The organism is Nostoc edaphicum CCNP1411 (assembly GCF_014023275.1).
Classification (GTDB): Bacteria; Cyanobacteriota; Cyanobacteriia; order Cyanobacteriales; family Nostocaceae; genus Nostoc; species Nostoc edaphicum_A.
The window spans coordinates 4502524-4526398 of record NZ_CP054698.1 but is presented as its reverse complement, the minus strand read 5'-3'; the positions used below and the strand labels follow the sequence as shown (position 1 = coordinate 4526398).

Annotated in this window: 19 protein-coding genes; 9 read left to right on the top strand and 10 right to left on the bottom strand. The window is 42.3% G+C overall.

Going from position 1 to position 23875, the window contains the following annotated elements; all coding sequences use genetic code 11:
* Positions 1-696: 696 nt before the first annotated feature.
* The 3 genes from mreD to HUN01_RS21550 all read right to left on the bottom strand — a co-directional run bounded on the left by mreD (position 697) and on the right by HUN01_RS21550 (position 3253).
* Positions 697-1323: a rod shape-determining protein MreD gene (mreD, locus tag HUN01_RS21560; protein ID WP_181927915.1), complete on the bottom strand. Its 627-nt coding sequence runs from the start codon at positions 1321-1323 to the stop codon at positions 697-699.
* A gap of 26 nt (positions 1324-1349) precedes the next feature.
* Complete coding sequence (gene mreC / locus HUN01_RS21555) at positions 1350-2144, bottom strand: rod shape-determining protein MreC (protein ID WP_181927914.1); 795 nt, start codon at positions 2142-2144, stop codon at positions 1350-1352.
* A 101-nt stretch (positions 2145-2245) separates the two neighbouring features.
* Complete coding sequence (locus tag HUN01_RS21550; protein WP_181927913.1) at positions 2246-3253, bottom strand: rod shape-determining protein; 1008 nt, start codon at positions 3251-3253, stop codon at positions 2246-2248.
* 373 nt (positions 3254-3626) lie between these two features.
* Here HUN01_RS21550 and HUN01_RS21545 point away from each other — a divergent pair, with 373 nt between their 5' ends.
* The gene (locus HUN01_RS21545) at positions 3627-3989 is read left to right on the top strand and encodes a single-stranded DNA-binding protein (RefSeq protein ID WP_181927912.1); all 363 of its coding nucleotides are present in this window, start codon (positions 3627-3629) and stop codon (positions 3987-3989) included.
* A gap of 60 nt (positions 3990-4049) precedes the next feature.
* Here the strand turns inward: HUN01_RS21545 and HUN01_RS21540 are convergent, their stop codons facing one another.
* A complete protein-coding gene (locus HUN01_RS21540) occupies positions 4050-4790 on the bottom strand; it encodes an SIMPL domain-containing protein (protein ID WP_181927911.1) in 741 nt (246 codons plus the stop codon).
* Between the two features lie 29 nt (positions 4791-4819).
* Between HUN01_RS21540 and HUN01_RS21535 the strand changes: the two genes are divergently transcribed.
* From HUN01_RS21535 to murI, 6 genes are all read left to right on the top strand, one after another.
* Positions 4820-5035: a hypothetical protein gene (locus HUN01_RS21535; protein ID WP_181927910.1), complete on the top strand. Its 216-nt coding sequence runs from the start codon at positions 4820-4822 to the stop codon at positions 5033-5035.
* 140 nt (positions 5036-5175) lie between these two features.
* Complete coding sequence (locus tag HUN01_RS21530) at positions 5176-6654, top strand: cation:proton antiporter (RefSeq protein WP_181927909.1); 1479 nt, start codon at positions 5176-5178, stop codon at positions 6652-6654.
* 675 nt (positions 6655-7329) lie between these two features.
* Entirely contained in the window at positions 7330-9246 is a 1917-nt protein-coding gene (locus HUN01_RS21525) for an N-acetylmuramoyl-L-alanine amidase (protein WP_181927908.1), read from the top strand.
* Positions 9247-9490: 244 nt separating this feature from the next.
* Positions 9491-9646 (top strand): hypothetical protein, encoded by a 156-nt coding sequence (locus HUN01_RS21520; RefSeq protein ID WP_181927907.1) that lies wholly within the window; start codon positions 9491-9493, stop codon positions 9644-9646.
* Positions 9643-11544: an N-acetylmuramoyl-L-alanine amidase gene (locus HUN01_RS21515; protein ID WP_181927906.1), complete on the top strand. Its 1902-nt coding sequence runs from the start codon at positions 9643-9645 to the stop codon at positions 11542-11544. Before HUN01_RS21520 ends, HUN01_RS21515 begins: the two co-directional genes overlap by 4 nt.
* A gap of 129 nt (positions 11545-11673) precedes the next feature.
* Complete coding sequence (gene murI / locus HUN01_RS21510) at positions 11674-12540, top strand: glutamate racemase (RefSeq protein WP_181927905.1); 867 nt, start codon at positions 11674-11676, stop codon at positions 12538-12540.
* Between the two features lie 66 nt (positions 12541-12606).
* On the opposite strand, the gene HUN01_RS21505 is transcribed toward murI, so the two are convergent.
* The gene (locus HUN01_RS21505) at positions 12607-12759 is read right to left on the bottom strand and encodes a hypothetical protein (RefSeq protein ID WP_181932955.1); all 153 of its coding nucleotides are present in this window, start codon (positions 12757-12759) and stop codon (positions 12607-12609) included.
* A 967-nt stretch (positions 12760-13726) separates the two neighbouring features.
* On the opposite strand from HUN01_RS21505, the gene sds reads away from it, so the two are divergent.
* Both sds and HUN01_RS21495 read left to right on the top strand, forming a co-directional pair.
* Entirely contained in the window at positions 13727-14698 is a 972-nt protein-coding gene (gene sds, locus HUN01_RS21500) for a solanesyl diphosphate synthase (RefSeq protein WP_181927904.1), read from the top strand.
* Between the two features lie 896 nt (positions 14699-15594).
* Complete coding sequence (locus tag HUN01_RS21495) at positions 15595-17385, top strand: S8 family peptidase (RefSeq protein ID WP_181927903.1); 1791 nt, start codon at positions 15595-15597, stop codon at positions 17383-17385.
* A 221-nt stretch (positions 17386-17606) separates the two neighbouring features.
* On the opposite strand, the gene HUN01_RS21490 is transcribed toward HUN01_RS21495, so the two are convergent.
* The 5 genes from HUN01_RS21490 to HUN01_RS21470 form a co-directional block, all read right to left on the bottom strand.
* Positions 17607-19115 (bottom strand): beta-barrel domain-containing protein, encoded by a 1509-nt coding sequence (locus HUN01_RS21490; protein ID WP_238845528.1) that lies wholly within the window; start codon positions 19113-19115, stop codon positions 17607-17609.
* 77 nt (positions 19116-19192) lie between these two features.
* The gene (locus HUN01_RS21485) at positions 19193-20068 is read right to left on the bottom strand and encodes an SDR family oxidoreductase (RefSeq protein ID WP_181927902.1); all 876 of its coding nucleotides are present in this window, start codon (positions 20066-20068) and stop codon (positions 19193-19195) included.
* A gap of 338 nt (positions 20069-20406) precedes the next feature.
* Positions 20407-21495 carry a fatty acid desaturase family protein gene (locus tag HUN01_RS21480; RefSeq protein ID WP_181927901.1) on the bottom strand — a complete coding sequence of 363 codons (1089 nt, stop codon included), beginning with the start codon at positions 21493-21495 and terminating at the stop codon, positions 20407-20409.
* Positions 21496-22045: 550 nt separating this feature from the next.
* On the bottom strand, positions 22046-22948 hold the full coding sequence (locus HUN01_RS21475) for a S1 RNA-binding domain-containing protein (RefSeq protein ID WP_069071406.1): 903 nt from the start codon (positions 22946-22948) through the stop codon (positions 22046-22048).
* Between the two features lie 135 nt (positions 22949-23083).
* Positions 23084-23824: a dienelactone hydrolase family protein gene (locus tag HUN01_RS21470; protein WP_181927900.1), complete on the bottom strand. Its 741-nt coding sequence runs from the start codon at positions 23822-23824 to the stop codon at positions 23084-23086.
* Positions 23825-23875 lie beyond the last annotated feature (51 nt).

The window sequence follows — 23875 nt, the reverse complement described above, 5'->3', positions numbered from 1 at the left end:
AAAATTGCTCTTTTATATATCAACTTTAGGGTAACTGAAACTTTAGGTTTCAAAACCCTTCATATAGAAGGGTTAATAACATCAGGTCAGGGGAATTATTTTACACAATTCCTGGAACAACAGGTTTACTACTTTACTCATAAGCCATAAGCCTTAGAGGTTATTTGAAAAGTTTTGGGCGAATATAATTCGCTACTACACAAACGAACGCGAGTAGCGTCTCGCAGAGAAGTCCACCTTCGTGGACTAATACAAAATCATGGGTTTTTAACCTGCGTTCGCGTAGCGTTCCGCAAGGAAAGGCAGGTTTTGTCTATGTAGCCGCGACTTCTAGTCGCCAGGCAAGTAATAATTTAGACTTTTCAAACATCCTCTTAGAAAGGATGTGTTTACCACCTAGCAATTTTTTCACCCTGTTCACTGACGTTAGCTTTGAGTTTTGAGTGAGTCGCGGTAGTCAATCAATTCCTTGATCATCTCGTTGACAGGAAGCATTACAGCTTCCATGCCGATCAAAACATATTGCACAGGCTAGTTCGACAAAAATATGAACCACTCGGTTTATCAACCAGTCCTAATAGGAATCCAGTTTGATTAGTGAAAAGATTTAAAAATAAAATCTTAACTGAATAAGACTTTCACTCTCAGCACGCCTTCAAAATTTCAGTCGGATTCCTATAGATTATTTTAAATAGTTCAAGACTGTTCCAATAATTTTATCCGCTGCCACCAACGGTTCAAAGGGTAATAAACTACAGGTGCCCATAAACTACTAAGAATGGCAGAGGCAAGAGCGACACGCTGGTAATACGTCCAAATATCTGTTACCTTGCGCTCATCGCCTATCAAAGTTAATTGCAACCCAAAGATAGTTTCTGCCAAAACTGCCATAATAAAGACAATTACAGCAATTGAAATAAAATCTTCTTCGATAAAACGCTGTTTCTGGAGCAGACTAGTTAAAATCCCCACTATACCTAAACTGAGGGCATGAGTAGGGTTAGGCGATGTCATTGAATCTTGAAGTAGCCCTAGAACTATACCTGCCAATGCTCCGGCAAACACCGTGCGCTTCACACTCCAAGCTACCACCCAAATTAACAGCCAGTTAGGGCCAATTCCCAATAATTCCATACCTGGGAACCGGGTTGGTAATAATAGTAAACATAACAGTACAGATCCAATCGTCACTATCCAACCCAACAGTTGACGTATGCCGGGATGCCAACGAGAAAGCGGCTGGATTTGGAATTTTGATTTTCGCTTTCGTTCTGACGATTTTGGCTTTTTCTGCCTGCTAACACCAAATGCAGGAATCTTCATTTTTCTATGGATTTTCAAGGAAGAATTTACTTAGACTTTTGCGGCACTTGATTTGCCGACTCTTGGTTTTCTGGCTTTGGATAAACAGCTACCCAATCGAGAGAACGGATTGGCGGAAAAAGCTCTATTTTTGCCACTGATGCTGGGAGTTTCTTTAAATCCAGCGACTTGATTCGTCCTACTGCCAAGCCGGATGGAAATTTCTGACTATAAGTAGATGTGGAAACTAAATCTCCCACTTTCACATTTGGGACTTTTTCATAAAATTCCAGCACAGCTTCCGCAGAAGAATCTCCTCGCAAAACACCTTTAGCAGCCGTGCGGCTAATGGATACACCCACTTGACTCTTGAGGTCACTGATTAACAACACGCGACTAGTATTGGGAGTTACGCTTTCCACTAAACCCACCAAACCGCCATCGGCCTTGACTATGAAGCCTTCCTGAATCCCTGCATTCGCACCGCGATTCAGGGTAACTTGTTGCCACCACTGGTCAGCACTACGTCCTATCACCCGTGCAGGAATTGGCCGTGATGCCAGAGGCTCTTTTTCTACATAGCCTAATAAATCTTGTAGCTTTGTCTTTTGACTTTCCAAATCTACTATACGGGTTTGCAATTCTGATATCCGGGCATCTCTGAGACGTTCTTCTCGAGTTGGCCCTGACTGCAACATCTCTAATGGACGAGTAATTGCCTGGTAGGTCTCAAGTACCAATTCACCTTGAGTCTGTCGTAATATCCAAGCACTACCAACTACTAGAGCTAACAACCCGATTTGCAATCCTTTACGATCCCACCAACGCCGTATTGTTACCATATATACCTTTGTATATTTATATAAATTAAGTTCTACTTGGATTCTATTTATATAAAACCCAAATAGAACTCAAATAGAACTCAAGTCTGATATTTTTTTTGTTACATATTCCGAGAGCTTTCAGTGACAACTCGTTCCAACTGTTTAAAGTTTTCTAACACACGACCTGTTCCCAGCACAACACAGCTTAAAGGATCAGCTGCAATGTGGGTTACAATCCCTGTTTCATGGCTAATGAGGGTATCTATGCCTTTGAGCAAAGCACCGCCACCAGCTAACATAATACCTCTGTCAATGATATCTGCTGCTAGTTCTGGAGGTGTGCGTTCCAGTGTCCGCTTTACAGCTTCTATAATTACTGATAGCGGTTCTAACATGCTTTCACGGATTTCTGGCCCTTTGATCGTTACAGTTCGTGGTAGACCAGAAAGCAGGTGTAAACCTCGGACTTCCATCATGGCATCATTATCATCATTAGTTGGATAGGCAGAACCCATCCGAATCTTGATATCCTCGGCAGTACGTTCACCAATAACTAAGTTATGAACTTTCTTAATATACTGAATGATCGCTTCAGTCAGTTCATCTCCAGCAATGCGTACTGATTCGCTGATCACTGTACCTTGGAGACTCAACACTGCAACTTCAGTTGTACCACCACCAATATCAATGATCATGTTGCCAGTTGCTTCGGCAACAGGTAGTCCTGCACCGATAGCCGCGGCTACAGGTTCATCAATTAAATATACTTTTCTTGCTCCTGCTTGGTGAGCTGCATCCATTACAGCTCGCCTTTCTACCCCTGTGACACCACTGGGAATACCAATGACAATCCGGGGTAAAACTAAAGTTTTACCTTCATTTACACGCTGAATAAAGCTTTTTAGCATCAGCTCGGCTATCTCAAAGTCAGCGATTACACCATCTCGCAAAGGGCGGAGGGCAATCACATTTCCAGGTGTGCGACCGAGCATTTTTTTGGCTTCTTCTCCGACTGCTAGTGCCACCTTTTCGTTGACATCGATAGCAACTACAGAAGGCTCTTGTAGTACAATACCTTTACCAGATACATAAACCAGGGTGTTAGCGGTACCGAGGTCGATACCCATATCCCATGATGTGCGAAAGTTCCTAAAAATGCCCACGCTTCTCTAAGCCCCCTATGTGCGATACTTTTTGACTACAATGGTCAGAGTTAATCGTGCCAGATTGGATTACGTTTGTATCCTGAGTTGAGTAAACTAGACTATATTTTTATATGATTCCCAGGAATATTTAGTATGTCTCAGGCATCTGTTTTTTGATATTCTCTGGTTCGCTTAGTATATCCGTATACTTTTATGTGTTTCTCCAAGTAGTGTGTATAATTTTTCAAGTCAACTATATTGTTAACTGTTTAACACATTATTTTCAAGTGTTTCACAATTCGCTATGATGGAAGTCGCAATTAATAAGTACACTTGTACTGAAAGGTAACACGTTATGAGTATCAATATTGTCACTCTTGTTGGTCGTGTAGGCGGCGACCCTGATATAAAGTATTTTGAGTCTGGTAGTGTGAAGTGTAGATTGACACTAGCGGTAAAAAGGCGATCGCGCAACAGCGATGAACCTGACTGGTTCACATTGGAATTATGGGATAAGACGGCTGAGGTAGCAGGTAATTATGTCCGCAAGGGAAGTCTAATTGGCATCAAAGGTTCCTTAAAGTTTGACACATGGAGCGATCGCCAAACAGGAGCAAACCGTTCTACACCGATTATTAGAGTAGACCAACTAGATTTATTAGGCTCTAAGCGAGATGGAGAGGGCGGTACTGGAGATATGTCTTCAGAAAATTTTTAATTGAGCATTGCTTATTTAGTCCCTTGTCCTGACAAAGGACAAAGGACTAATGACAAATGACTAATAACTAATTTGCAATGTCACCGATGCTTCTACTTCCTGTTCACCACCAACAACAGGGGTGGAAGCATCAGCTAACTTTGCAGCCTCAGCCCGTAAAAACATGGGTGGTCGAGGTGGAGTAGCATTATTAACTTGAATGCTCACTATTTCTTTAGATTTGAAACCCAAGGCACTGAAAACAGCTTCAGCTTGCTGCTGGGCGTCTTGAGTAGCTTCTTTTAAAGCTTGTTTTTGAGCAGCCGCGATCGCTTCATCATTCGCAACAAAACTAATACCGTTAATTTGTGTCGCACCCGCTTTCACTGCATCATCCAATAATGTCCCAGCTTGCTCAACAGGAATGCTAAAACTCACGGTGTTGTTGGCAGCATAACCTGTAATCTTCTGCACATTATCGGTGTAGCTATAAACTGGGTTGAGCCGGATACCAGTAGTTTGTAATTTTTCGACATTTTTGCTCTTGAGGAACGCAACTACAGCCGACGACCTCCGAGCGGCTTCTTGCTGTACCTCCTGTGCTGTTTTCCCCTGAATCTCCACTCCTAAACTAACTTGCGCCAGGGTTGTAGGAATTGTTTCTACTCCGCGACCACTGACACTAAGGGTTCGCCACAATTTCTCTTTTTCTTGTGCCAACGCGGGCAGTGTCAAAGTTACACATACTAGCAAGGCTAAAGGCAGTATTTTCCACAAGTTTCCAGATGGAAACTGAGAACCGGTTAAAGCGGCTCTAGTCATAAGATTTGCACTCCTCAAAGTATCCACAGATGTTTTTAATAAACGTATGTAGCAATCTTCTGGTGGCCGTTGAGAGTCAACAGCTACCACAAGTTTTTCACAACTCAAGTGCGATCGCTAGATACGATTTGTATGTTCTTACTTTGACACTGCGATCGTCAAAAGCTGAAACGGTTACATTTTTTGAAACTAAAAAAATTACACTAGCTTTTTTAGAGATTTTGTTGTGGCGTATTGGCTGCTGAAATCTGAACCGGAAAGGTAGCGCTTGATTGATTTGACAAATGGCACAAATTAATTTATGTAAACTGCAAATTGCATCTCCACAGATAGACGTTTTTCAGAAACGCGTCAAAATCAAAGAGAAGGATTTTCAGAGAACCTAATGCATTTGTTAGATCCAATCAACTTTTCTTTTCCTCTGCTGGCTAGCGCAACAGAAGTCGCAGACAGTTCAATGGTAGTAGCAGCAGTGCTACTAAGCTTAGTAGTCATTTATCTCGCCAGCAAAGTTGGTGGAGAGTTATCAAACCAAGTGGGTTTACCGCCTGTCTTAGGCGAACTCGTAGGTGGTGTGGTAGTTGGCATCTCTGTTTTCCACCTTTTGGTATTTCCAGAAGGCAGCACAGACAGTTCTAGCTCTTTGATCATGTCCTTCCTTCAAACTACTGGTGGTTTAACGCCTGAAGCCACACCAGCGGTATTTGCCGCTCAGTCTGAAGTCGTTTCCGTTTTAGCAGAATTGGGTGTAATCATCCTGCTGTTTGAAATCGGCTTGGAGTCGAATTTAAAAGACTTAATGGCAGTTGGTATCCAAGCCACTGTTGTAGCAATAGTGGGGGTAGTAGTACCCTTTGCCGCTGGGACTGTGGGACTAATGACTTTGTTTGGGATTGGAGCTGTACCCGCAATTTTTGCAGGGGCGGCTTTGACTGCTACTAGTATTGGGATTACTTCCAAAGTGCTGTCAGAGTTGGGGCGACTCAATTCTAGAGAAGGGCAGATTATTTTGGGTGCTGCTGTAATTGACGATGTACTAGGAATCATCGTTTTAGCGGTAGTTGCCAGCCTAGCTAAAGATGGCGTGGTGGATGTCACCAAAGTAATTTATTTGATTATCAGCGCCACTGGTTTTATTTTGGGAGCAATCCTACTAGGTAATGTTTTCAATAAGTCCTTTGTGGCGATCGCTGATAAACTCAAAACACGCGGTGGACTGGTAATACCAGCATTCATCTTTGCCTTTGCTATGGCATACCTTGCCGCCGTCATCCACTTAGAAGCAATTCTGGGAGCTTTTGCAGCGGGTTTAGTCCTAGAGGAGACAGACAAGCGCAAAGAACTGCAAAGGCAAGTCTGTCCCATTGCTGATATGTTAGTGCCAATTTTCTTTGTGACTGTTGGGGCAAAAACCGATTTGGGAGTTCTAAACCCAGCAATTCCCGATAATCGGGAAGGTCTAATTATGGCAAGTTTCCTGATCATAGTAGCCATTCTCGGTAAAGTGATCACAGGTTTAAGCGTGTTTGGTCAACCAGGAATTAACCGTTTAGCGATCGGTGTGGGGATGATTCCCAGAGGGGAAGTTGGATTAGTGTTTGCTGGTGTCGGCGCAGCCAGTGGCGCTCTCTCAAAACCATTAGGGGCAGCAATTATTATGATGGTTATCTTGACAACCTTTTTAGCTCCTCCCTTGTTACGATTTGTATTTCCAGACCCAAAAGCTGTGGACGCAGGCTCAGAGCAACTAGTTTTAGACGGTTCTTCTGGGACTTCGTTGGTAATTGAACCACCTCAGTTAAAAGTGCCAGCATCAAATGATAGTGGCAATTCGGAAATAACCCCAGAATCTAGCGATCGTTAATCAAAGTCTTGGGTAAATTCTTACTGAGTTCTGAGTAATTTTCGCTCAGAACTCAGGACTCTGAATTCAGTACTATCACTGTGCTTTGAAGATGTTGCAATTGTGTAGTGGAAACTTCTCTCCTCAAATTTCCGTCCCGTGTGATTGTAGAATAATCGTCTGTTTATAATTTCTACCAGCATTCGGAATGTTATTTATTTCTAGTCTCCCTTGGCTTGTATGCCTTTATCTGAATATTTTCCAGGTAATTGGGGAGTAAACCCATAAATCTTGCTAAATCATCTGACAGTAATGGGAATTATTTACTTAGTGCATTGATGGCAAAAAACAAAAAACAGTTATCAGTGAACGGTTATCAATTATTTGTTTTCTAGCTTACTTGGGAGTGACAATTCCTACCTCTAAAGGTGGAAGATTTCATATTGGGGATTTAGAACCAATACGAAACCTGATAACTGATTTTAAGTGGTCTTACAGAAGTTTTCAGTTATTTAGACCACAACTGAGACGGAGAGTAGTGAGTGTTGTAGTTCTATTACTTGAAAAGCCCTCTAGTAGCAGCTTAAAAATCAAGATAAGGCATCATAGGTCAAGTTTAGGTGGTGACGATGTGATGATTTACCAATGAGTTGAGATATTGACGGCTCCCATGAACGTGAATTAGGAGAAAGGACTGTGAAATTACACTGGTTACTACCCAGCACTATTGGAACTATCTTCATGCTGTCGTCGCCAGCAATGGCTGCGAGACTTGAATCTTGGCGCTTTGATGCCAATCAAAACAGGCTGGAAATTAATACTGTGGGAGCAGTTCAACCCCAGGCACAACTAATTTTCAACCCGACTCGGCTAGTAATTGATTTGCCAGGAACCACATTTGGGCGTCCGCAGTTAACCCAACAAGTGGGTGGTGGAATTCGCTCAATACGTGTTGGGCAGTTTGATACAGAAACAACACGCATAGTTGTCGAACTAACTCCTGGTTATACTTTAGACCCCAAACGAGTGCAATTTGTGGGTACAACTGGCGATCGCTGGACGGTGCAATTACCTAAGCCAGAAATCGAGAGAGTAGCTTCATCTCCGACCTCATCTCCCACCTCATCTCCGACCTCATCTCCCAGAAGTGCTTACACTGTTGTTACCCCAGACTCTGAGCCGCAACCTAGTATTTCAAGAGTTGCCACTACTACACGAGGGGCGACTCAAATTGAGAGCTTACAAGTAACAGGCGATGGGTTGTTCATCCGCACCAGTGGTAGTAATCCTCCGATTCAGGTAATTCGCAGCCGCGATCGCGCTACCATCTTCATAGATATCTCTGGCGCATCTTTATCACCACGTCTGGCGCAGCAAAATAATATACCGGTGAACAAGCATGGTGTTAGCCGCGTCGAATTCACCCGACTACAAACCCAACCTCCTGGCGTTCGCCTGACTTTGCGGGTAGATAAAAATAGTCCAGACTGGCGAGTAAGTAATAGTAACGGCGGTGGTTTGGTAGTTCTGCCTAGTCGCATTGTCAGATTACCTGAAAGCAGTAATTCAAACAATCAGTCAGAACCACCTTCCTTACCTAGCAGAGTATCTGCTAACAACTCCTCAGCAACAATTGAGTCTGTACAACTGGCTGATAATGGCACACAACTGCTAATTAGAGCCGACCAAACTGTATCTGCTACCGGAGCCTGGGATAGAACTTCTGGTCTGTTCCGCGTCACAATTCCCAATGCCAAGTTAGCTCCCAGAGTTACAGGCCCTACTTTTGCTCCTAATAGCCCCATTCTCCGGGTACGCCTGCAACCACAAGAACCCAACACAGTCGTTGTCTTAGTTCAACCAGCAAGCGGAGTACAACTTGGACAACCCCAGCAAATCGGCGACCAGCTTTTAGCTCTACCAATACAAGGCTCTCGTCGAATTGTTACAATCCCCCCCAGAAGACCTCCTTTTGCTTTACCTCCGCTACCACCGCCAAACCGGGGGCCATTCCCAGACCCAAACAATCCAAATCCCCAACCCCCAACACAACCACAGCGCCGAGTTACCAATGGACGAGTGGTAGTCCTCATTGACCCTGGACATGGCGGTAAAGACCCTGGTGCAGTAGGTCTTGGAGGACTACGCGAAAAGGATGTTATTTTACCTATTAGCAAAAGAATAGCTCAGGTTTTGCAGCAAAATGGCGTACAAGTAGTTATGACGCGGGATTCTGACTATTTTGTTACCCTTCCAGGACGGGTGCAATTAGCAGAGCGAGCTAATGCTGATGTGTTTGTTAGTATTCATGCTAATGCAGTTGGCCCAGGTCGTTCGGATGTCAGTGGACTGGAAACATATTATTACGATAGCGGTCTAGGTCTAGCTCGCAGTGTCCATAGCAGTATTCTCCAAAGTATAAATGTCAGAGATAGGGGAGTGCGGCGAGCTAGATTTTTTGTCCTCAGAAAAAGTTCTATGCCTTCTATTCTCGTAGAAACAGGTTATTTGACCGGTCGAGATGATAACGCTAAACTCAGAAGCTTGGCTTACCAAAATCAAATGGCTGATGCGATCGCTCGTGGCATTCTTCAGTATCTAAAGAGAAGATAAGTAATTTAGTCGAAATTATTGAGTAAATACATCTAGTCTTTACCATTTTTATCCAATTTAGTAGTAAAACAATTTAAGTATTCTTGCGGCGGGACAAGAGTACCTTATTTGTTATTGTCATCTGATGCTTTGCAAGTCAGCAGATTTTGGATTGGTGTCACCCACCAAGGGGTGAAAGCGCATAGCAGGACGTTAGTCCGGTATGAACCTAAAATAGGCAGTCAAATTTATATCGGCTAATGGCATGGCAAAATCAGAGGAGCGTGCTATATTTTACGCCATTAGCTGTGTCTTAATAACAGCGCAAAACTCAAGTGTGCGTGGTGACGGTGTGAGGATTTGCCAATATGTTGAGATGTTGACGGCTCCCATGAATGTGAATCAGGAGAAAAGACTGTGAAATTACGCTGGTTACTATCCAGTACTATTGGAACTATCTTCATGCTGTCGTCGCCGGCAATGGCCGCGAGACTTGAATCTTGGCGTTTTGATGCCAATCAAAACAAGCTGGAAATTAATACTTTAGGGGATGTTCAACCCCAAGCACAATTAATTTTTAACCCGACTCGGCTAGTAATTGATTTGCCAGGAACCACATTTGGGCGTCCGCAGCAAACCCAACAAGTGGGCGGTGGAATTCGCTCTATTCGTATTGGGCAGTTTGATACAGAGACAACGCGTATAGTCGTTGAAATCAGCCCTGGTTACACTTTAGACCCCAAAAAAGTACAATTTGTGGGCACAACAGGCGATCGCTGGACAGTGCAATTACCTACACCAGAAGCCGAAAATGTACCCTCAAGAAATACTGAGGGGCAACAAGAAGAAGTTATAGCCACAGACACCTCACCAAGAACATCTACACCAAACTTCTCCCCAAGAAATATTTACAATGTGGTGACAACTGGCTCTGTCAATTCACCTAGAAACGGGATGGTTGCCGCCAGGGTTACTGAAATTGAGAACTTACAAGTCACAGGCGATGGCTTTTTCATCCGCACCAATGGTGGTAATCCTCAGATTCAGGTAAATCGTAGCAATGATCAGAAGGCAATCAACATTGACATTGCTGGCGCAACTTTATCACCAAGTCTAGAGCAACGCGATTTGTCAATTAATCGCTATGGTGTCAGTCGCATTCAGTTCAGTCAACTACAAACAAGCCCATCTGTTGTCCGCTTGACTTTAGAGGTAGGCGAAAATAGTCCTAATTGGCGAGCAATTACTAGCAGTGTTGGTGGTTTTGTAGTTCTACCCAGTCGTGGCGTTGCTCAAGTACCTGGAAGTAACAGTCCACGCCCCGTAGCACCTTCTAACACCTCACCTGCTACCATTCAGTCTGTGGAACTGGCTAATAATGGTACACAACTGTTGATTAGAGCCGACCAAGCTTTATTTGACTACTTAGCAGGCTGGGATAGAACTTCTGGTCTGTACCGCATTTCTATCACCAATGCTCGGTTAGCTCCCAAAGTCACAGGCCCTACTTTTAATCCTAATAGCCCTATTTTGCGAGTCCGCCTCAAACCACAAGAACCAAATATTGTCAACGTCTTGGTTCAACCAGCAGCCGGAGTGCAAATTGGAGAACTCAACCAGGTTGGCGACCAGCTTTTAGCTCTACAATTACAACGCTCTAGTAGTAGTATCACACCGCCCATTACTTTACCTCCCCTACCATCGTCAAACCAAGGTCAATTCCCAAACCCCACAGATAATCCCCGTCCCACTTCTCAGCCACGCCCCTCGGTTCCCAGAGGAAAATTGCTAGTAGTGATTGACCCAGGACATGGTGGCAAAGACTCAGGTGCCCCTGGTCTGGGTGGACTCTTAGAAAAGGATGTAGTCTTACCTATTGGTAGAAGGGTAGCAGCAATTTTAGAGCAAAATGGTGTACAAGCGATACTCACGCGGGATGCTGACTTTTTCGTAGAACTTCAGGGACGGGTAAATATCGCCGAGCGAGTTAACGCGACTTTGTTTGTCAGCATTCACGCTAATTCGGTTGATGGTCGTCCAAGTGTGAATGGTTTAGAAGTCTATTATTACGAAAGTGGTTATGCTCTGGCTGAAGCAGTTCGCAATTCTATTCTCCAGAACATCGGTACTATCAAAGACCGAGGAACCCGCAAAGCTAGATTCTACGTTCTCAGGAAAAGCTCCATGCCTTCGATTTTAGTGGAAACAGGCTACATGAGTGGTTACGAGGATAACCCCAGATTGGGAACACCAGAGTATCAAAATCGTATGGCAGAAGCGATCGCTAGTGGCATCCTAAAATACTTAAAGCAGAGGTAATATAGTACAAATTACTAATTAAAGAGGTGGTATTTAAACTTCTTTTATTTGCAGAATTTAGTGGTCAAGTTGGAGATTGTCTGCTAAATTCTGTATTTTAAATCCCAAATCCTAAATTTATATCTGCCTGTGTATTCATCTTCCATTTTTGAAGGGAATCTTGACGATTTTTCTGAGCAAGAACCCCAACGTGCCCCAATTGGCATCTTTGATAGTGGTGTGGGTGGGCTAACGGTATTGCGACAACTATATCGGCAACTCCCCAATGAATCAATTATTTATTTTGGGGATACAGCTAGACTTCCTTACGGAATTCGTTCACAAGCAGAAATCTTACGATTTACGCGTGAAATTATTACCTGGTTACAACAGCAGCAGGTAAAAATGGTGATTATGGCTTGCAACACTAGTTCTGCCCTAGCCTTAGAAACCGTGCGTCAAGAATTCAGCATACCCATTTTAGGAGTAATTTTACCGGGTGCAAGAGCGGCGGTGCAGCTAGGAAAGCGGATTGGTGTAATTGCCACTCCAGCCACAGCTAAGAGTAATGCTTATAAGCACGCCATACTCGAAATTGCTCCTGATGTCCAAGTCTGGCAAGTTGGATGTCCAGAGTTTGTACCACTGATTGAGCAAAATCGCATTCACGACCCTTACACTGCGGAAGTAGCACGAGCCTACTTAGAGCCTTTATTGGAGCAGGAAATTGATACCTTAGTCCACGGCTGTACCCATTATCCCCACCTTACACCAGTACTGCGATCGCTCCTCCCCTCTCAAGTCCAGTTAGTTGATCCAGCTGTTCACGTTGTGGCAGCTTGTGCCCAAGAGCTAGACTTACTAGGCTTAAAAAATACTCACTTACCACTACCAACTCGCTTCGCCGTCAGCGGTTGTCCACAACAGTTTTCCCAGTCAGGAGTGCAGTGGCTAGGCTATACCCCAATGGTTGAAGAGGTTTGCTTCACTGATACCGCTATTTCCAAACTCCAATAAAACTAATTTGTCCTTAGTCCTTAATCTTTTAATCAAAACAAATGACCAAGGACGAAGGACAAATGACTATTGACTATTAACTGATATCTCCTGCTTGTGTTTTCCCTTAGCAGATGAAGGGAAACTTGTAGGAACAGTCTTTGTACCAGTTCGCTTCGCCAGTGCTAATAACAGGTAGACTGTGAACAAATATCCAGACGCTAAAATAAAAATCATCATAGGTATACTTCCGTAAATCATTGTTCTACTAGCACCCTTCTAAACGAATATAAAATTCCATAAATTAGTAGAACCTCAGCCAATCAAGTGCATTCTTGATGGCTGTAGTTTCCTATGGTAAAATTACCTATAGAGATAAAATTCTCTACGGACAAAGAATTTATTGTCTGATGCGACTTCTTGCAGACCATAGATCCCACAGCAGTTAGCTTGCCGTTTAGCAATCTAAAACTACGATTCTCAGCGGTCTACTTGATCTGCTTTATTGCTGCTAAAACTGCTGTGAAAAGAGCAATGCTTGCGCTCAACGTGCGCTGAAGACGTGTAGCAGCTTCCCATAGGGATATCACATAGCTCCAAACCAGGAGTTTCGCGTACCGTAGGAAAAATTAAAGAATTTATTCCCTTAATCTTACCGACGAATATTTATTTTAGACTCACAATACCAACTCAGTAAAATCAACTAGTAGCTGACTTAACTTTTGGGGTGTGAATATCTGAAAAATTTAAAATTCCTACATTTTAGCGTAACACAACGACCCTGAATTTGAAGCCCAATCGGCTGCTAAATTTCAAATTTTTTGAAGAGCTATGACTCAATCTGAAAAAATTTAGCCTTACTCATTGGCAAAAAATTTAAATTGCATGTCTTTTGTCAATAAGTAATGTTACTTAACTTTTGTTTTGAACTGTGGCGGTAAAGGTGAGATGAGAAACTACTTAATACAATTTAATCTGATATTTATTCCCACATACTGAAAATTTATGTTTTAAGTTAGTTTAAAATCTGAGTTCTCAAAAATTAAGCACAATTACTTATTGACAAACCCATTGTCAACCTTAATTATCACCCCTAGGCTCATAAAAATGGGATTACCTTATGAAAACTTTGCGCTGGCACAGGGTTATCTTAAAATGAGTATAGGATATGTAAACTTTCGTAACCTAAGTCAGAGTCCGCCCATCCATGACCCCAGCCACCTCCCTGTTTACCCCTGTGGAAGCAGACCTGCGACTACTAGCAGATAACCTAAAACAGCTAGTTGGAAACCGCCACCCCATTCTGTTTGCAGCAGCCGAACATTTATTCGGAGCTGGGGGAAAGCGTATCAGACCAGCAATTGTCCTGCTAATATCGCGGGCAACAATGTTAGAACAAGACATTACACCGCGTCACCGCCGCCTAGCTGAGATTACAGAAATGATTCACACAGCAAGTTTGGTACATGACGACGTGGTAGATGAATCAGACGTGCGGCGAGGCGTTCCCACTGTTCATAGTTTGTTTGGGAACCGCATTGCCATCTTAGCAGGAGATTTTCTCTTTGCCCAATCGTCCTGGTATTTAGCAAACTTGGACAATTTGGAGGTGGTGAAACTGCTCTCAGAAGTCATTATGGATCTGGCTACTGGGGAGATTCAGCAGGGATTAAATCGTTTTGATGCTGGTATCTCTATTGAAACTTACATTGAGAAGAGTTACTACAAAACAGCTTCGTTAATCGCTAACAGTTCTAAAGCAGCTGGATTGCTCAGTGAAGTCTCACGAGAAACTGTTGAGCATCTGTATAGCTACGGTCGTCATTTTGGTATAGCATTTCAAATTGTTGACGACATTCTAGATTTCACCAGTACAACAGATACCTTGGGTAAACCAGTGGGGTCGGATCTCAAAAGTGGTAATCTGACTGCACCGGTTTTATTTGCTTTAGCAGAAAAACCATCTTTAGAAGTGCTGATTGAACGAGAGTTTGCTCAAGAAGATGATTTAGAGCAAGCACTAGCATTAATTCAAGACAGTCAAGGTATACAGCAGGCGCGAGAGTTAGCTGCTCACCATGCTAAGTTAGCAATTGAACATCTTGCAGTTCTCCCACCCTCAGAATCCCACCAGGCATTGATTAACATAGCTGAGTACACACTGAGTCGCCTCTATTAAATCAGTTCTCAGTTATCGGGTAGAAAGTGGGGATTTAGACCCAAGTGAAACTTTCCACCTGTTATTAAGGGAACTTCAAAAAATAAATTCAGTAGATCGAAAAGTTCTACAATGCCTACGCTAAAACTCTAATAAGCTGTTCCAAATCTGACTTTTCACGTCATGTGGAATCAAAGATACTCTAAGAGGAAATGGAGAGAGTTCAAAACCTCTCTCCTACAAAACTACAGTGTACATACAAATCTTAAAAACTTAGTTTGAGAAGAATTTCCTCCTTTTTATACTCCGTAGACTGTTGGTCTTTTTAGACAAAATTAAGTTTTGACATTGAAGTAAGGACGACGCCAGATGCTTCACTTAGGATGCATTCCAAGACCGCACTGGCTTCCTTGTGTCTCGTGTCGCTAACGCTACGCTATCGAGCGTCGCGTTAGCGACACAAAAGCGCCTGACTCGCTTGCCGTCGGCGCTATCGACACAAATATTTTTATACTGGTGGGCAATAACCCACAACTAAAGTTTTTATTAATACTTCTTTCATAAAAGTCTTCTGTCCTCTACCTTTCTTTGTAACACACTCTATTGGTATGACAGATATTAACTAATGTTAAAAACCTTTAGAAATTATAAGTTTAGAAGCATAGCTAAATTAATTTTTTATCCGCCAATTGATAGTTAAACTGATACAAATTTAATTTTTATTGTATCAATTAATATGCCAAGAAAAATTCTACTATTAATTATGTTTTTTAGTAGTAGAATTAGCATTTTGTTGTGAGATTACATAGTAATTATTGACAATAGAGCTTATTCACAAATTAAAATCTTTTTCTTGTAAAGGTTTTAACGCTGGAATCTGTCAAAAAAACGATTGCTATCTTTGAGAAAAAATACTTATGCTCATTGATGATGTTAATAACAATGTGCTGCCAGATAAACAGCTAAACGTCACTTCAATATCCTCATTAGATAGCTTTAATACGAAGGATGACTACAGCATTAACTTCAGCGGACGTAGTAGCTATAACTCAACTTCCGCGGACGTGCAGTTGCTAAATAACGGTGACTCCGAAAATACCATTAACGCTACTGCTAATGCTTTTAGCACTGGAAATTATAACTCCACCAATGGCTATGGCTTGATTAATGGGGCAGCAGCAGTGGCTAGAGCTACTGGTCAGAATACCTTTGCTGATGTTCCTAATCTTGGTGGCAATAATTGGGGGGCAGACCTTGTTAAAGCACCAGAAGTTTGGGCACATGGATACACAGGTCAAGGTGTTGTTGTTGCTGTTGTAGATACTGGGGTTGACTACAACCACGAGGATTTGAGGAATAATATCTGGACAAATGCCAACGAAATTGCTGGTAACGGTATAGATGATGATGGCAATGGTTATATTGATGATAATTACGGCTGGAACTTCTCTGGTAACAACAACAACACCCTAGACATAAACGGTCATGGCACCCATGTTTCCGGCACGATCGCAGGAGAAAATAATAACTACGGTGTCACTGGTATTGCATACAATGCCAAGATTATGCCCGTCAAAGTTTTAAATGACTCTGGCTCTGGTTCCTATAGTTCCATCTCTAAGGGTATTCGCTACGCTGTGGATAATGGAGCTAATGTAATTAATCTCAGTTTAGGAGGCGCATCTGCCAATCGTACTCTAGAGTCAGCTATTAACTATGCCAGCAGCAAAGGAGTGATTGTTGTCATGGCAGCAGGTAATGATGGTGACTCATTACCAGATTATCCCGCCCGTTATGCATACAAGTCGGGAATTGCAGTTGGGGCAGTAGATAGAAATAATAATATGCCCGACTTCTCTAACCGTTCTGGAACGGATGAAATCGCCTACGTCACAGCCCCAGGAGTCAAGGTCTACTCCTCAGTTCCGAATAATCAATATGCTACTTATAATGGCACTTCTATGGCTACTCCTCACGTTGCTGGTGTAGTTGCTCTAATGCTTAGTGCTAACCCCAACCTGACTGATGCCCAAGTACGTCAGATTGTCACAGAAACCGCAGGGAATACTACACAAACTACAAGCTCTAGTTTAAATATTTCTAATGTCAGTTCTCTAGCGAGTCAGGTGATTGCAGAGACAGCAAGAAATAATACACAAAGTACAATCTCTAGTTCTAATAGTTACAATTTTGCTTCTCTAGCGAGTCAGTCAATGTCTGGCGACAACCTGCTACGCGTTTATACACAAACCGCAAGTTATCTGACATCACAACAGACAATTTCTAGTCTTAATAATTCCAATGTTGGTTTTCTGATTGGTCAGGCAATTACAGAAACGGCAAAATATCTGACACCAGGAACCCTCGCTAGTTTTAATAATTCTGATGTCGGTTTTCTGATTGGTCAGGCAATTACAGAAACTACAAAATATCTGACACCAGAAACCCTCGCTAGTTTTAATAATTCCGATCTCGGTTCTCTGATTGGTCAGGCAATTACAGAAACGACAAAATATCTGACACCAACCGCAGGTAATAACGGATTAGCCAATCCAGAATTATGGTCGCAATTCCAAAACTATGAGAAGATTCTGGGCAGCACAAATATGGATAGCAATGAGGATGAAAATAATCTTGATTTTGGCAAACTACTAGAGGAAATGCAAAAACAAATAGATCAGTATAGAAAATTCTTGGGTATGGTTTGAAAATTGTAGTGATTTGCAGTTCAGTTCAATAATGCTTGGTTAAGAAAATCAACCAACCAACTAATTCGTTTGTTGTGAATGAATGTAAGGGTTTAGCAATGCTAAATCCTTACATTTTAGGTGTGGGGTGTGGGTTGTGGGATGCGTAGGCGTAGCCCAACCAAGGCATAACTTTTGTGAATCCCCTTTGAACTGGAATAAAAACAGGAGAGGCTACAAACCTACCTAACCGAAAATGCCTCGTTGAACCGTCGGGTCACAGGCTCAGTGATGAATGTCAAAATTGACTTTTTACGAGTTACAATTTCACCTGTAGCGGCCATCCCTGGTGTAAATGCTACTTCCTGACCCCGCACATTTACGGTGTGTTTACTTAACTTAATTCTTGTAGGAAAAACTAAGCCTAATTCTTTATCAATAATTGCATTCGGACTGACTTGCATTACTTCGCCCTCCACAATGCCAAATTCCTGGAAGGGGAAAGTTGCCATTTTCACTTTTGCCTTCATTCCTTGACGAATAAACCCAATATCGCGGTTGAGAACTTTCACTTCTAGGAGCATTTCTTCCCCTTCCGGCAAAATTGACACTAATTCTTCACCCACTTGTACTGGCCCTTTGGTGGCTTTGACTCTGTAAATCGTACCCGCAACTGGAGCCTCAATGGTTTCTAATGCTTGCTGTTTTCTCGCCTGTTCTAATTGACCTTGAACAGTTGTCAGTTCTTCTTTACGCTTGTTGAACTGAGTCAAAATTTCACTTTGGCGTTCTGATGCTACACGCTGGGCCTGACTGCGTGCAGCGTTGTAAGCTTGTTCTGCTTGGCGAATTTCTTGGGCTTGGGCAGCAATATCTTTTTCTAATGATGTGACTTTATCTTGAGCTTCTGTGATTCTATTTTGGGCGTTAATCACTTCATCTTGTGATCTAGTGATTTCTGTCTTTGCACGAGTTAATCTTTCTTGGGCATCCAAGTAATCGACACGAGGTACAGCGCCAGGAGTAATTAGGGTGCGTAAGCTTTTTTCCCTTTCTTGGGCGAGAGCCAAATTACTTTCAATTTTAATGCGGATGCTATCTGCATTGGCAAGGTTAGTTTTAGCATTTGCAACGCTAGTTTTGGCATTCACTAAGTTGTCTTGCAATCGAGTCAACCGGACTTTGGCTTGATCGATGAGTGCTATTTGGCGATTTGCTTCTGCTTCCGCCCCTGCTTGACGCGCTTGGTAGTCTTGCAAACGGGAGTTTAAAAGTTCATCTTGTACTTTCGTCCCAGTAGTTGTGCCTCCAATGCGTTCTGCATCCAAACGTTGCAAATCGTCCTGAATTAATCTGGTAGATTTGGCTAGGCGGGAAACATCGGTTTTCTGCAAGTCTGGATCTTTTTGAATCAGAATTTGACCTTTGGTAACGCGATCGCCTTCTTGCACTTTGACGGCGACAATTGACCCTCCAGCCAAGGATGTCACCGGTCTTACCTGTGTGGAAGCAATTAATTCCCCTGGTGCTGTTGCTACTTCATCTATTTGTGAAAAGTACGCCCAAGCGATCGCTCCAAAGACAATGGCGCTCATCGTTCCCGCTAATAATCTAGTGTACAGGGGTGGCAATTCCTGTACCGCTTTACCTAATTCATAAGTGAGTTGTTCCTCTGGTTGGGCGAATCGCTCTTTTGTCTGACGTGCTTGAGCAGCATTTACCATATATTTTTGTCCTTTGTTATTTGTCATTTGTCCTTTGTCATTTGTTATTTGTCCTTTGTCCTTTGTTATTCACTAATGACTAATGACCAATGACCAATGACTATTCAAACTGCTAAATAGCGCCGCAAAAAATTTTCTAATGTCTCCAATTTAAAGTTATAAATCGCCTCTAAATTGGCAATTTCATCTTTTGTACAGAAAAATTCATTTGCTAGCAATGTGCGATAAGTTCCCAAAGCTTTTTGGATTTGAGGATTAAATAAACCCAATGCACCTTGTAATCCATCAATTAGAAATAGTGGTGAATTAATTATTACTGGCTCTTTGGCAAAGATCCGACCAAAAATTCGGGGAATATCTTCTCGCAATAAAATCTCCGGGCCTCCAACGGGTAAAATCTGGTTACGAGCGCCTTCAACCGTCACAGAATCCACTACTATCCTTGCCAAATCATCGGTACTGACAATTGAGGTACGGTTTTTGCGATCGCCAATCAGCAGATACAATCCTGTTTCGCGAAACCGTTCTACTAATGGCAGCAAGTTAGATGCTAATCCAGCTGGGCGTAAAATAGTGTAATTCAAGCCACTAGCTGCCAAATATCGCTCTACTGCTCGTTTGGCTTTGAAAACGGGAGCGTCTTCATAACCGCGATCGGCTCCCAGTACGGAAATGAAAACAAAATGCTCGACGCCATTGGCTTTTGCCTGGTCAATAAGTTCAATATTGGCGCGGTAATCTAAGGATAGGGCATCGCTATCAGAACCGTGGGCGCTGATAATATACCGCACACCTCGGCTAGCTTTCTGGATATCTTTTTCCTGTAGCAAATCACCAATGAAAATTTCTGCACCCCGGTGTTCTAACTCGCTGTAGCGCGAGTTAAGGCGGACAAATGCCCGCACAGACTGTTCTCGTTGCCGTAGGAGTCGCACAACTCTGCGACCAATTCCTCCCGTTGCTCCAGTTACCAGAAACATATAAATACCTTAATTGAATATTTCAGCGTTTATAGTTTTTGAAATGCTCGATATATGCTCAAAATCTGATCAGCAATACTTCAACAAAGGTACGAGCATATTTTTATACTTTGTTGCCATGCTCAAGATATCCTCACGCCAACTAAACCAATAGGTCACACCTTATTTATCTTAATCCTGTAAAAATTATCCCCCATATCTTTGTAGATGTGGGGGATATGGTAATGGGATTAGTTTTACTGGCTCAACAAGTCAATAGCTTGTTAAACTGACATTTGAGCCTTCTAGGAGAGAGAAATAGAAGAGAGGTTTTCCATATACCGTAAAAAGTCAGCTTTTTAATTGTCGCTTGTAGGGCAGGGAACAGACTTTTCTCCTGACCAATCTGTAAGAGTATTTTCATCTTTATAATGTCGGGGAGTTTGCAGCAGCAAGTACCAAGCCTCCCCAGCATCCAATAAATTAAAGCGTTCAGGATAGTGAGTTTCTAACAAATCCCTAACCAGACAATAGTAATCAGAGTTCATTCCTGGAAAAATATGATGTTCAGTATGGTGAGAAAAATTTAAATGCAACAGGTCAAATATTTTATAAACCCGGAGAGACATACTATTAATCAGTGGATCGTTAACGCTGGTCATCCGACAAAGTAAATGATTGGTATAAATATAAAACATTACTCCAGCATAACCAATTGCAATCGGTAAAAAGTAACCAAGTATGAGCTTTATGGGTTCAAACTGGAGATAGATGAGGATACTCAGATGAATCATTATCATCATTAATAATTCACCTGCGATCGCCCGACGATCTTTAGGACTGACTGTAAATGCAGCAGGAACATAATCGACGGATTCATGATTGAAAAATAGCACAGATGTCAGATTGCGAAAAGTATGTACTCCCCAAGCAGAAGTCATTCCCACTGTGAACCATATCGGATTGACTTCAGTAGAAGGCACAAATAAGTCCTGAATCCATTTTCCCCAGGTTGCAGACTGTTCATATAAGTAATTGCGATCAGGGTCGCCCAAATCATTAGTGTGATTATGATGTACTCGATTATGAACTGCCTTCCACAACGTTGGTGGCATCCACAACATTGTTAGCCCTAAAAAGCTAATGATATAGGATAATCGAGCGTTTTTAATCACGCTACCATGCATCAGATCGTGGGTACTAAATAGTAAAACAACCACGCTGTTGCCCATAACGATGGTTAGAGGTAGATAAAGCCATAAAAGATATGGCGACCAACAATCTAGCCGAGCCGCTATCATCCAACCTAGAATCAAGATAGCCAGATTAATGAACAAGATAACTAATTTACTTGGATCGGGAATAAATGCTTCAGGTGGCATTAGGGAACGTAATTCTTTGGCATATATTTTCTGATGAATTAGTTTCTGCTCGGTACTAATAGTCATAAATCATTGTCACGTAAAGAATTTAAGCAAGCACAGTTTTGCGGAAAATCCTAGTGTTTTAAACTCGGACGATTCAATTCGCAGTAGGTCAGCTTATCACCATATCACAAAATATTTTTACAAGAGATATATTGCAGAATTTTGCCTCATAATAAATTCTGCGGCTCATAGCGAAAGTCATCTTAAACTGGCTGAAATTACTGTTTTACAAGCATTTTCTGCTGGTAAATACACAAGTTGAAAAAGCCTGATTTTCCTTTGTTCTCTTGTTACCATGTAGAGTAGGGGAACGAGGAAAGTCTCATCAAGCTGGGCTTTTAGAACTTTTGTGTACACTGTATGCCAGGGGCTAGACAACAGTCTGTGAAAAGTTTTCCTAATTTGCAATCCCCCTACATCTTTGTAGATGTAGGGGTAGTCATGAAATATTGATTATTAATCAATTTGTGGGCGCTATTCACCGATTAATCCCACTTGCCGCAGGTGTGATGTCTACGATGGGCTACGCTTACGCACTATGTATGCTTTGTGTAAGCAGCCCATCTTAAAACTATTCAGATGCTTTATTATTAGCTCTATTGGCACGCGCCTCAGCTGAAGCCATCACTTCATCCATATTTTCTAAGACTTCGCCAGGGAAGTTTTCCAAAACTCTGGTAGAAAGAGCAACACGCCCTTTACCTTCATCCAAGTCAATAATTACAGCTTTAATTGGCTGACCAACTTGAAATACTTTTTCGAGAGATTCAATGAATTTTTGGCTTACCTGCTTAATATGAAGCAAGGCGCTCATGCCACTTAAATCGACAAATACACCAAAAGGTTTGATGCCGGTAACTTTGCCTTCCACCAGTTGACCGAGTTCTAATAAACTGAAGTTGCTAGAACGAGTTGCTAAACGCTGAGAAAGAATGAGTTTATTGGTGTTTTTATTAATTTCCAAAAAACCCACAGTCAGATTTTGACCTTTGAGTGCTTCTAAATTATCACGCTCTGCCAGGTGCGATCGCGGAATAAATCCCCGCAAGGAGAGAATATCAACGGTGACACCGCCTTTATTCACACCCATAACCCGTACTTGCACAGTCTGAGCATTTTCCTGCATTTCGGCCAGTCGTTCCCAGATGTGCTGAATTTCCAACTGCTTTCGAGAAAGGGTGACTTGACCTTCTGCATCCTGATCTCGGATAATCAAAAATTGCATTTCCTCTTGCAGTGGCAGCACCTCCGATAAATCGGTAACTGCTCTCAAAGAAGCCTCATCGCGCGGCAGAAAAGCTGACGACTTGCCACCAATATCAACGTATGCACCATCATGGTCAAGTTGGAACACTTTGCCATGTACAATCTGTCCCTTTTGAAATTGGTAGTCGTGTTTTTCTAGTGCTTTGGCAAAATCGTCCATTGTAAATGACGAATTGGCTGTTTGAGAAAGTTTCGATTCGGAATTCATGACTTTTGAAGATTAATTGTTATTTGATATGGTGCCACTGGAATTTAGATTGTCATTTGCCACTTGTCATTCGTCAGTTGTCCTTTGTTATTCACTAATGACTAATGACTAATGACAAACTTACCTGCGTATGCTTCAGTTTAGTTGACTAAAGAGTTGTTTTACTTGCTCCCAAGCATCAGCCGCAGCTTTAGGATTATAACTGGCACGATGGTCACAGAAAAATCCGTGATCAGCTCCATCGTAGCGAAACACGCGATGAGGAATTTTATATTTTTCTAACTCTGCCTCAATCTCGTCTACTTGTTCCGCTGGGATGCTAGCATCTTCTTTACCAAAGAAGCCATATAGAGTACCTGGAATTTCTCTGGTACGGGTGACAGTAGGAGCGCCGCCTCCTGGTGTGCGAGTGGTAATTCCAGCACCGTAGAAGGAAGCTGTAACTTTAATATCTGGCAAAGTGGCTGCAAGATATGCGACATGACCACCAAAACAGAAGCCAATACAGCCAAAGCCATCTTTTTTCACTTGGGGCAGATTTTTGAGGTAGTCAATTGCTAATTGAATATCGCTCAATAACTCTGATGCTTGAGTCTGCATGGCGTAGCTTCTGCCAGTTTCAATGTCTTCGGGTGTGTATCCGGTTTCAAAGCCAGGAGCAATCCGTTGAAAAAGCGCAGGTGCGATCGCTACATACCCAAGTTTGGCAATCCGTTCTGTAACTTCCCGAATGTGAACGTTGACACCAAAAATCTCTTGTAATACCACCACTCCTGGGTAAGAGCCAGATTCTTTTGGTTCCGCCAGATAAGCAGACACTTGAATATTATCTTGCAAAAGATTAACCGTTGTGGTAATTGTTGCTTGCTCTGTCATAATAATTTTTACCAGTGCTGTGTAATTAGCTGTGTGTTTATTTGATATAAC

Bases quoted from the DNA above. Each gene is read 5' to 3' on its own strand.
- HUN01_RS21545 (WP_181927912.1), top strand. From the start codon at position 3,627: ATGAGTATCAATATTGTCACTCTTGTTGGTCGTGTAGGCGGCGACCCT.
- HUN01_RS21530 (WP_181927909.1), top strand. From the start codon at position 5,176: ATGCATTTGTTAGATCCAATCAACTTTTCTTTTCCTCTGCTGGCTAGC.
- HUN01_RS21550 (WP_181927913.1), bottom strand. From the start codon at position 3,253: ATGGGTATCGACCTCGGTACCGCTAACACCCTGGTTTATGTATCTGGT.
- HUN01_RS21475 (WP_069071406.1), bottom strand. From the start codon at position 22,948: ATGAATTCCGAATCGAAACTTTCTCAAACAGCCAATTCGTCATTTACA.
- sds (WP_181927904.1), top strand. From the start codon at position 13,727: ATGACCCCAGCCACCTCCCTGTTTACCCCTGTGGAAGCAGACCTGCGA.
- HUN01_RS21520 (WP_181927907.1), top strand. From the start codon at position 9,491: ATGGCAAAATCAGAGGAGCGTGCTATATTTTACGCCATTAGCTGTGTC.
- HUN01_RS21540 (WP_181927911.1), bottom strand. From the start codon at position 4,790: ATGACTAGAGCCGCTTTAACCGGTTCTCAGTTTCCATCTGGAAACTTG.
- HUN01_RS21505 (WP_181932955.1), bottom strand. From the start codon at position 12,759: ATGATGATTTTTATTTTAGCGTCTGGATATTTGTTCACAGTCTACCTG.
- HUN01_RS21470 (WP_181927900.1), bottom strand. From the start codon at position 23,824: ATGACAGAGCAAGCAACAATTACCACAACGGTTAATCTTTTGCAAGAT.
- HUN01_RS21480 (WP_181927901.1), bottom strand. From the start codon at position 21,495: ATGACTATTAGTACCGAGCAGAAACTAATTCATCAGAAAATATATGCC.
- HUN01_RS21485 (WP_181927902.1), bottom strand. From the start codon at position 20,068: ATGTTTCTGGTAACTGGAGCAACGGGAGGAATTGGTCGCAGAGTTGTG.
- HUN01_RS21495 (WP_181927903.1), top strand. From the start codon at position 15,595: ATGCTCATTGATGATGTTAATAACAATGTGCTGCCAGATAAACAGCTA.
- HUN01_RS21535 (WP_181927910.1), top strand. From the start codon at position 4,820: ATGTTTTTAATAAACGTATGTAGCAATCTTCTGGTGGCCGTTGAGAGT.
- HUN01_RS21490 (WP_238845528.1), bottom strand. From the start codon at position 19,115: ATGACAAATAACAAAGGACAAAAATATATGGTAAATGCTGCTCAAGCA.
- mreC (WP_181927914.1), bottom strand. From the start codon at position 2,144: ATGGTAACAATACGGCGTTGGTGGGATCGTAAAGGATTGCAAATCGGG.
- mreD (WP_181927915.1), bottom strand. From the start codon at position 1,323: ATGAAGATTCCTGCATTTGGTGTTAGCAGGCAGAAAAAGCCAAAATCG.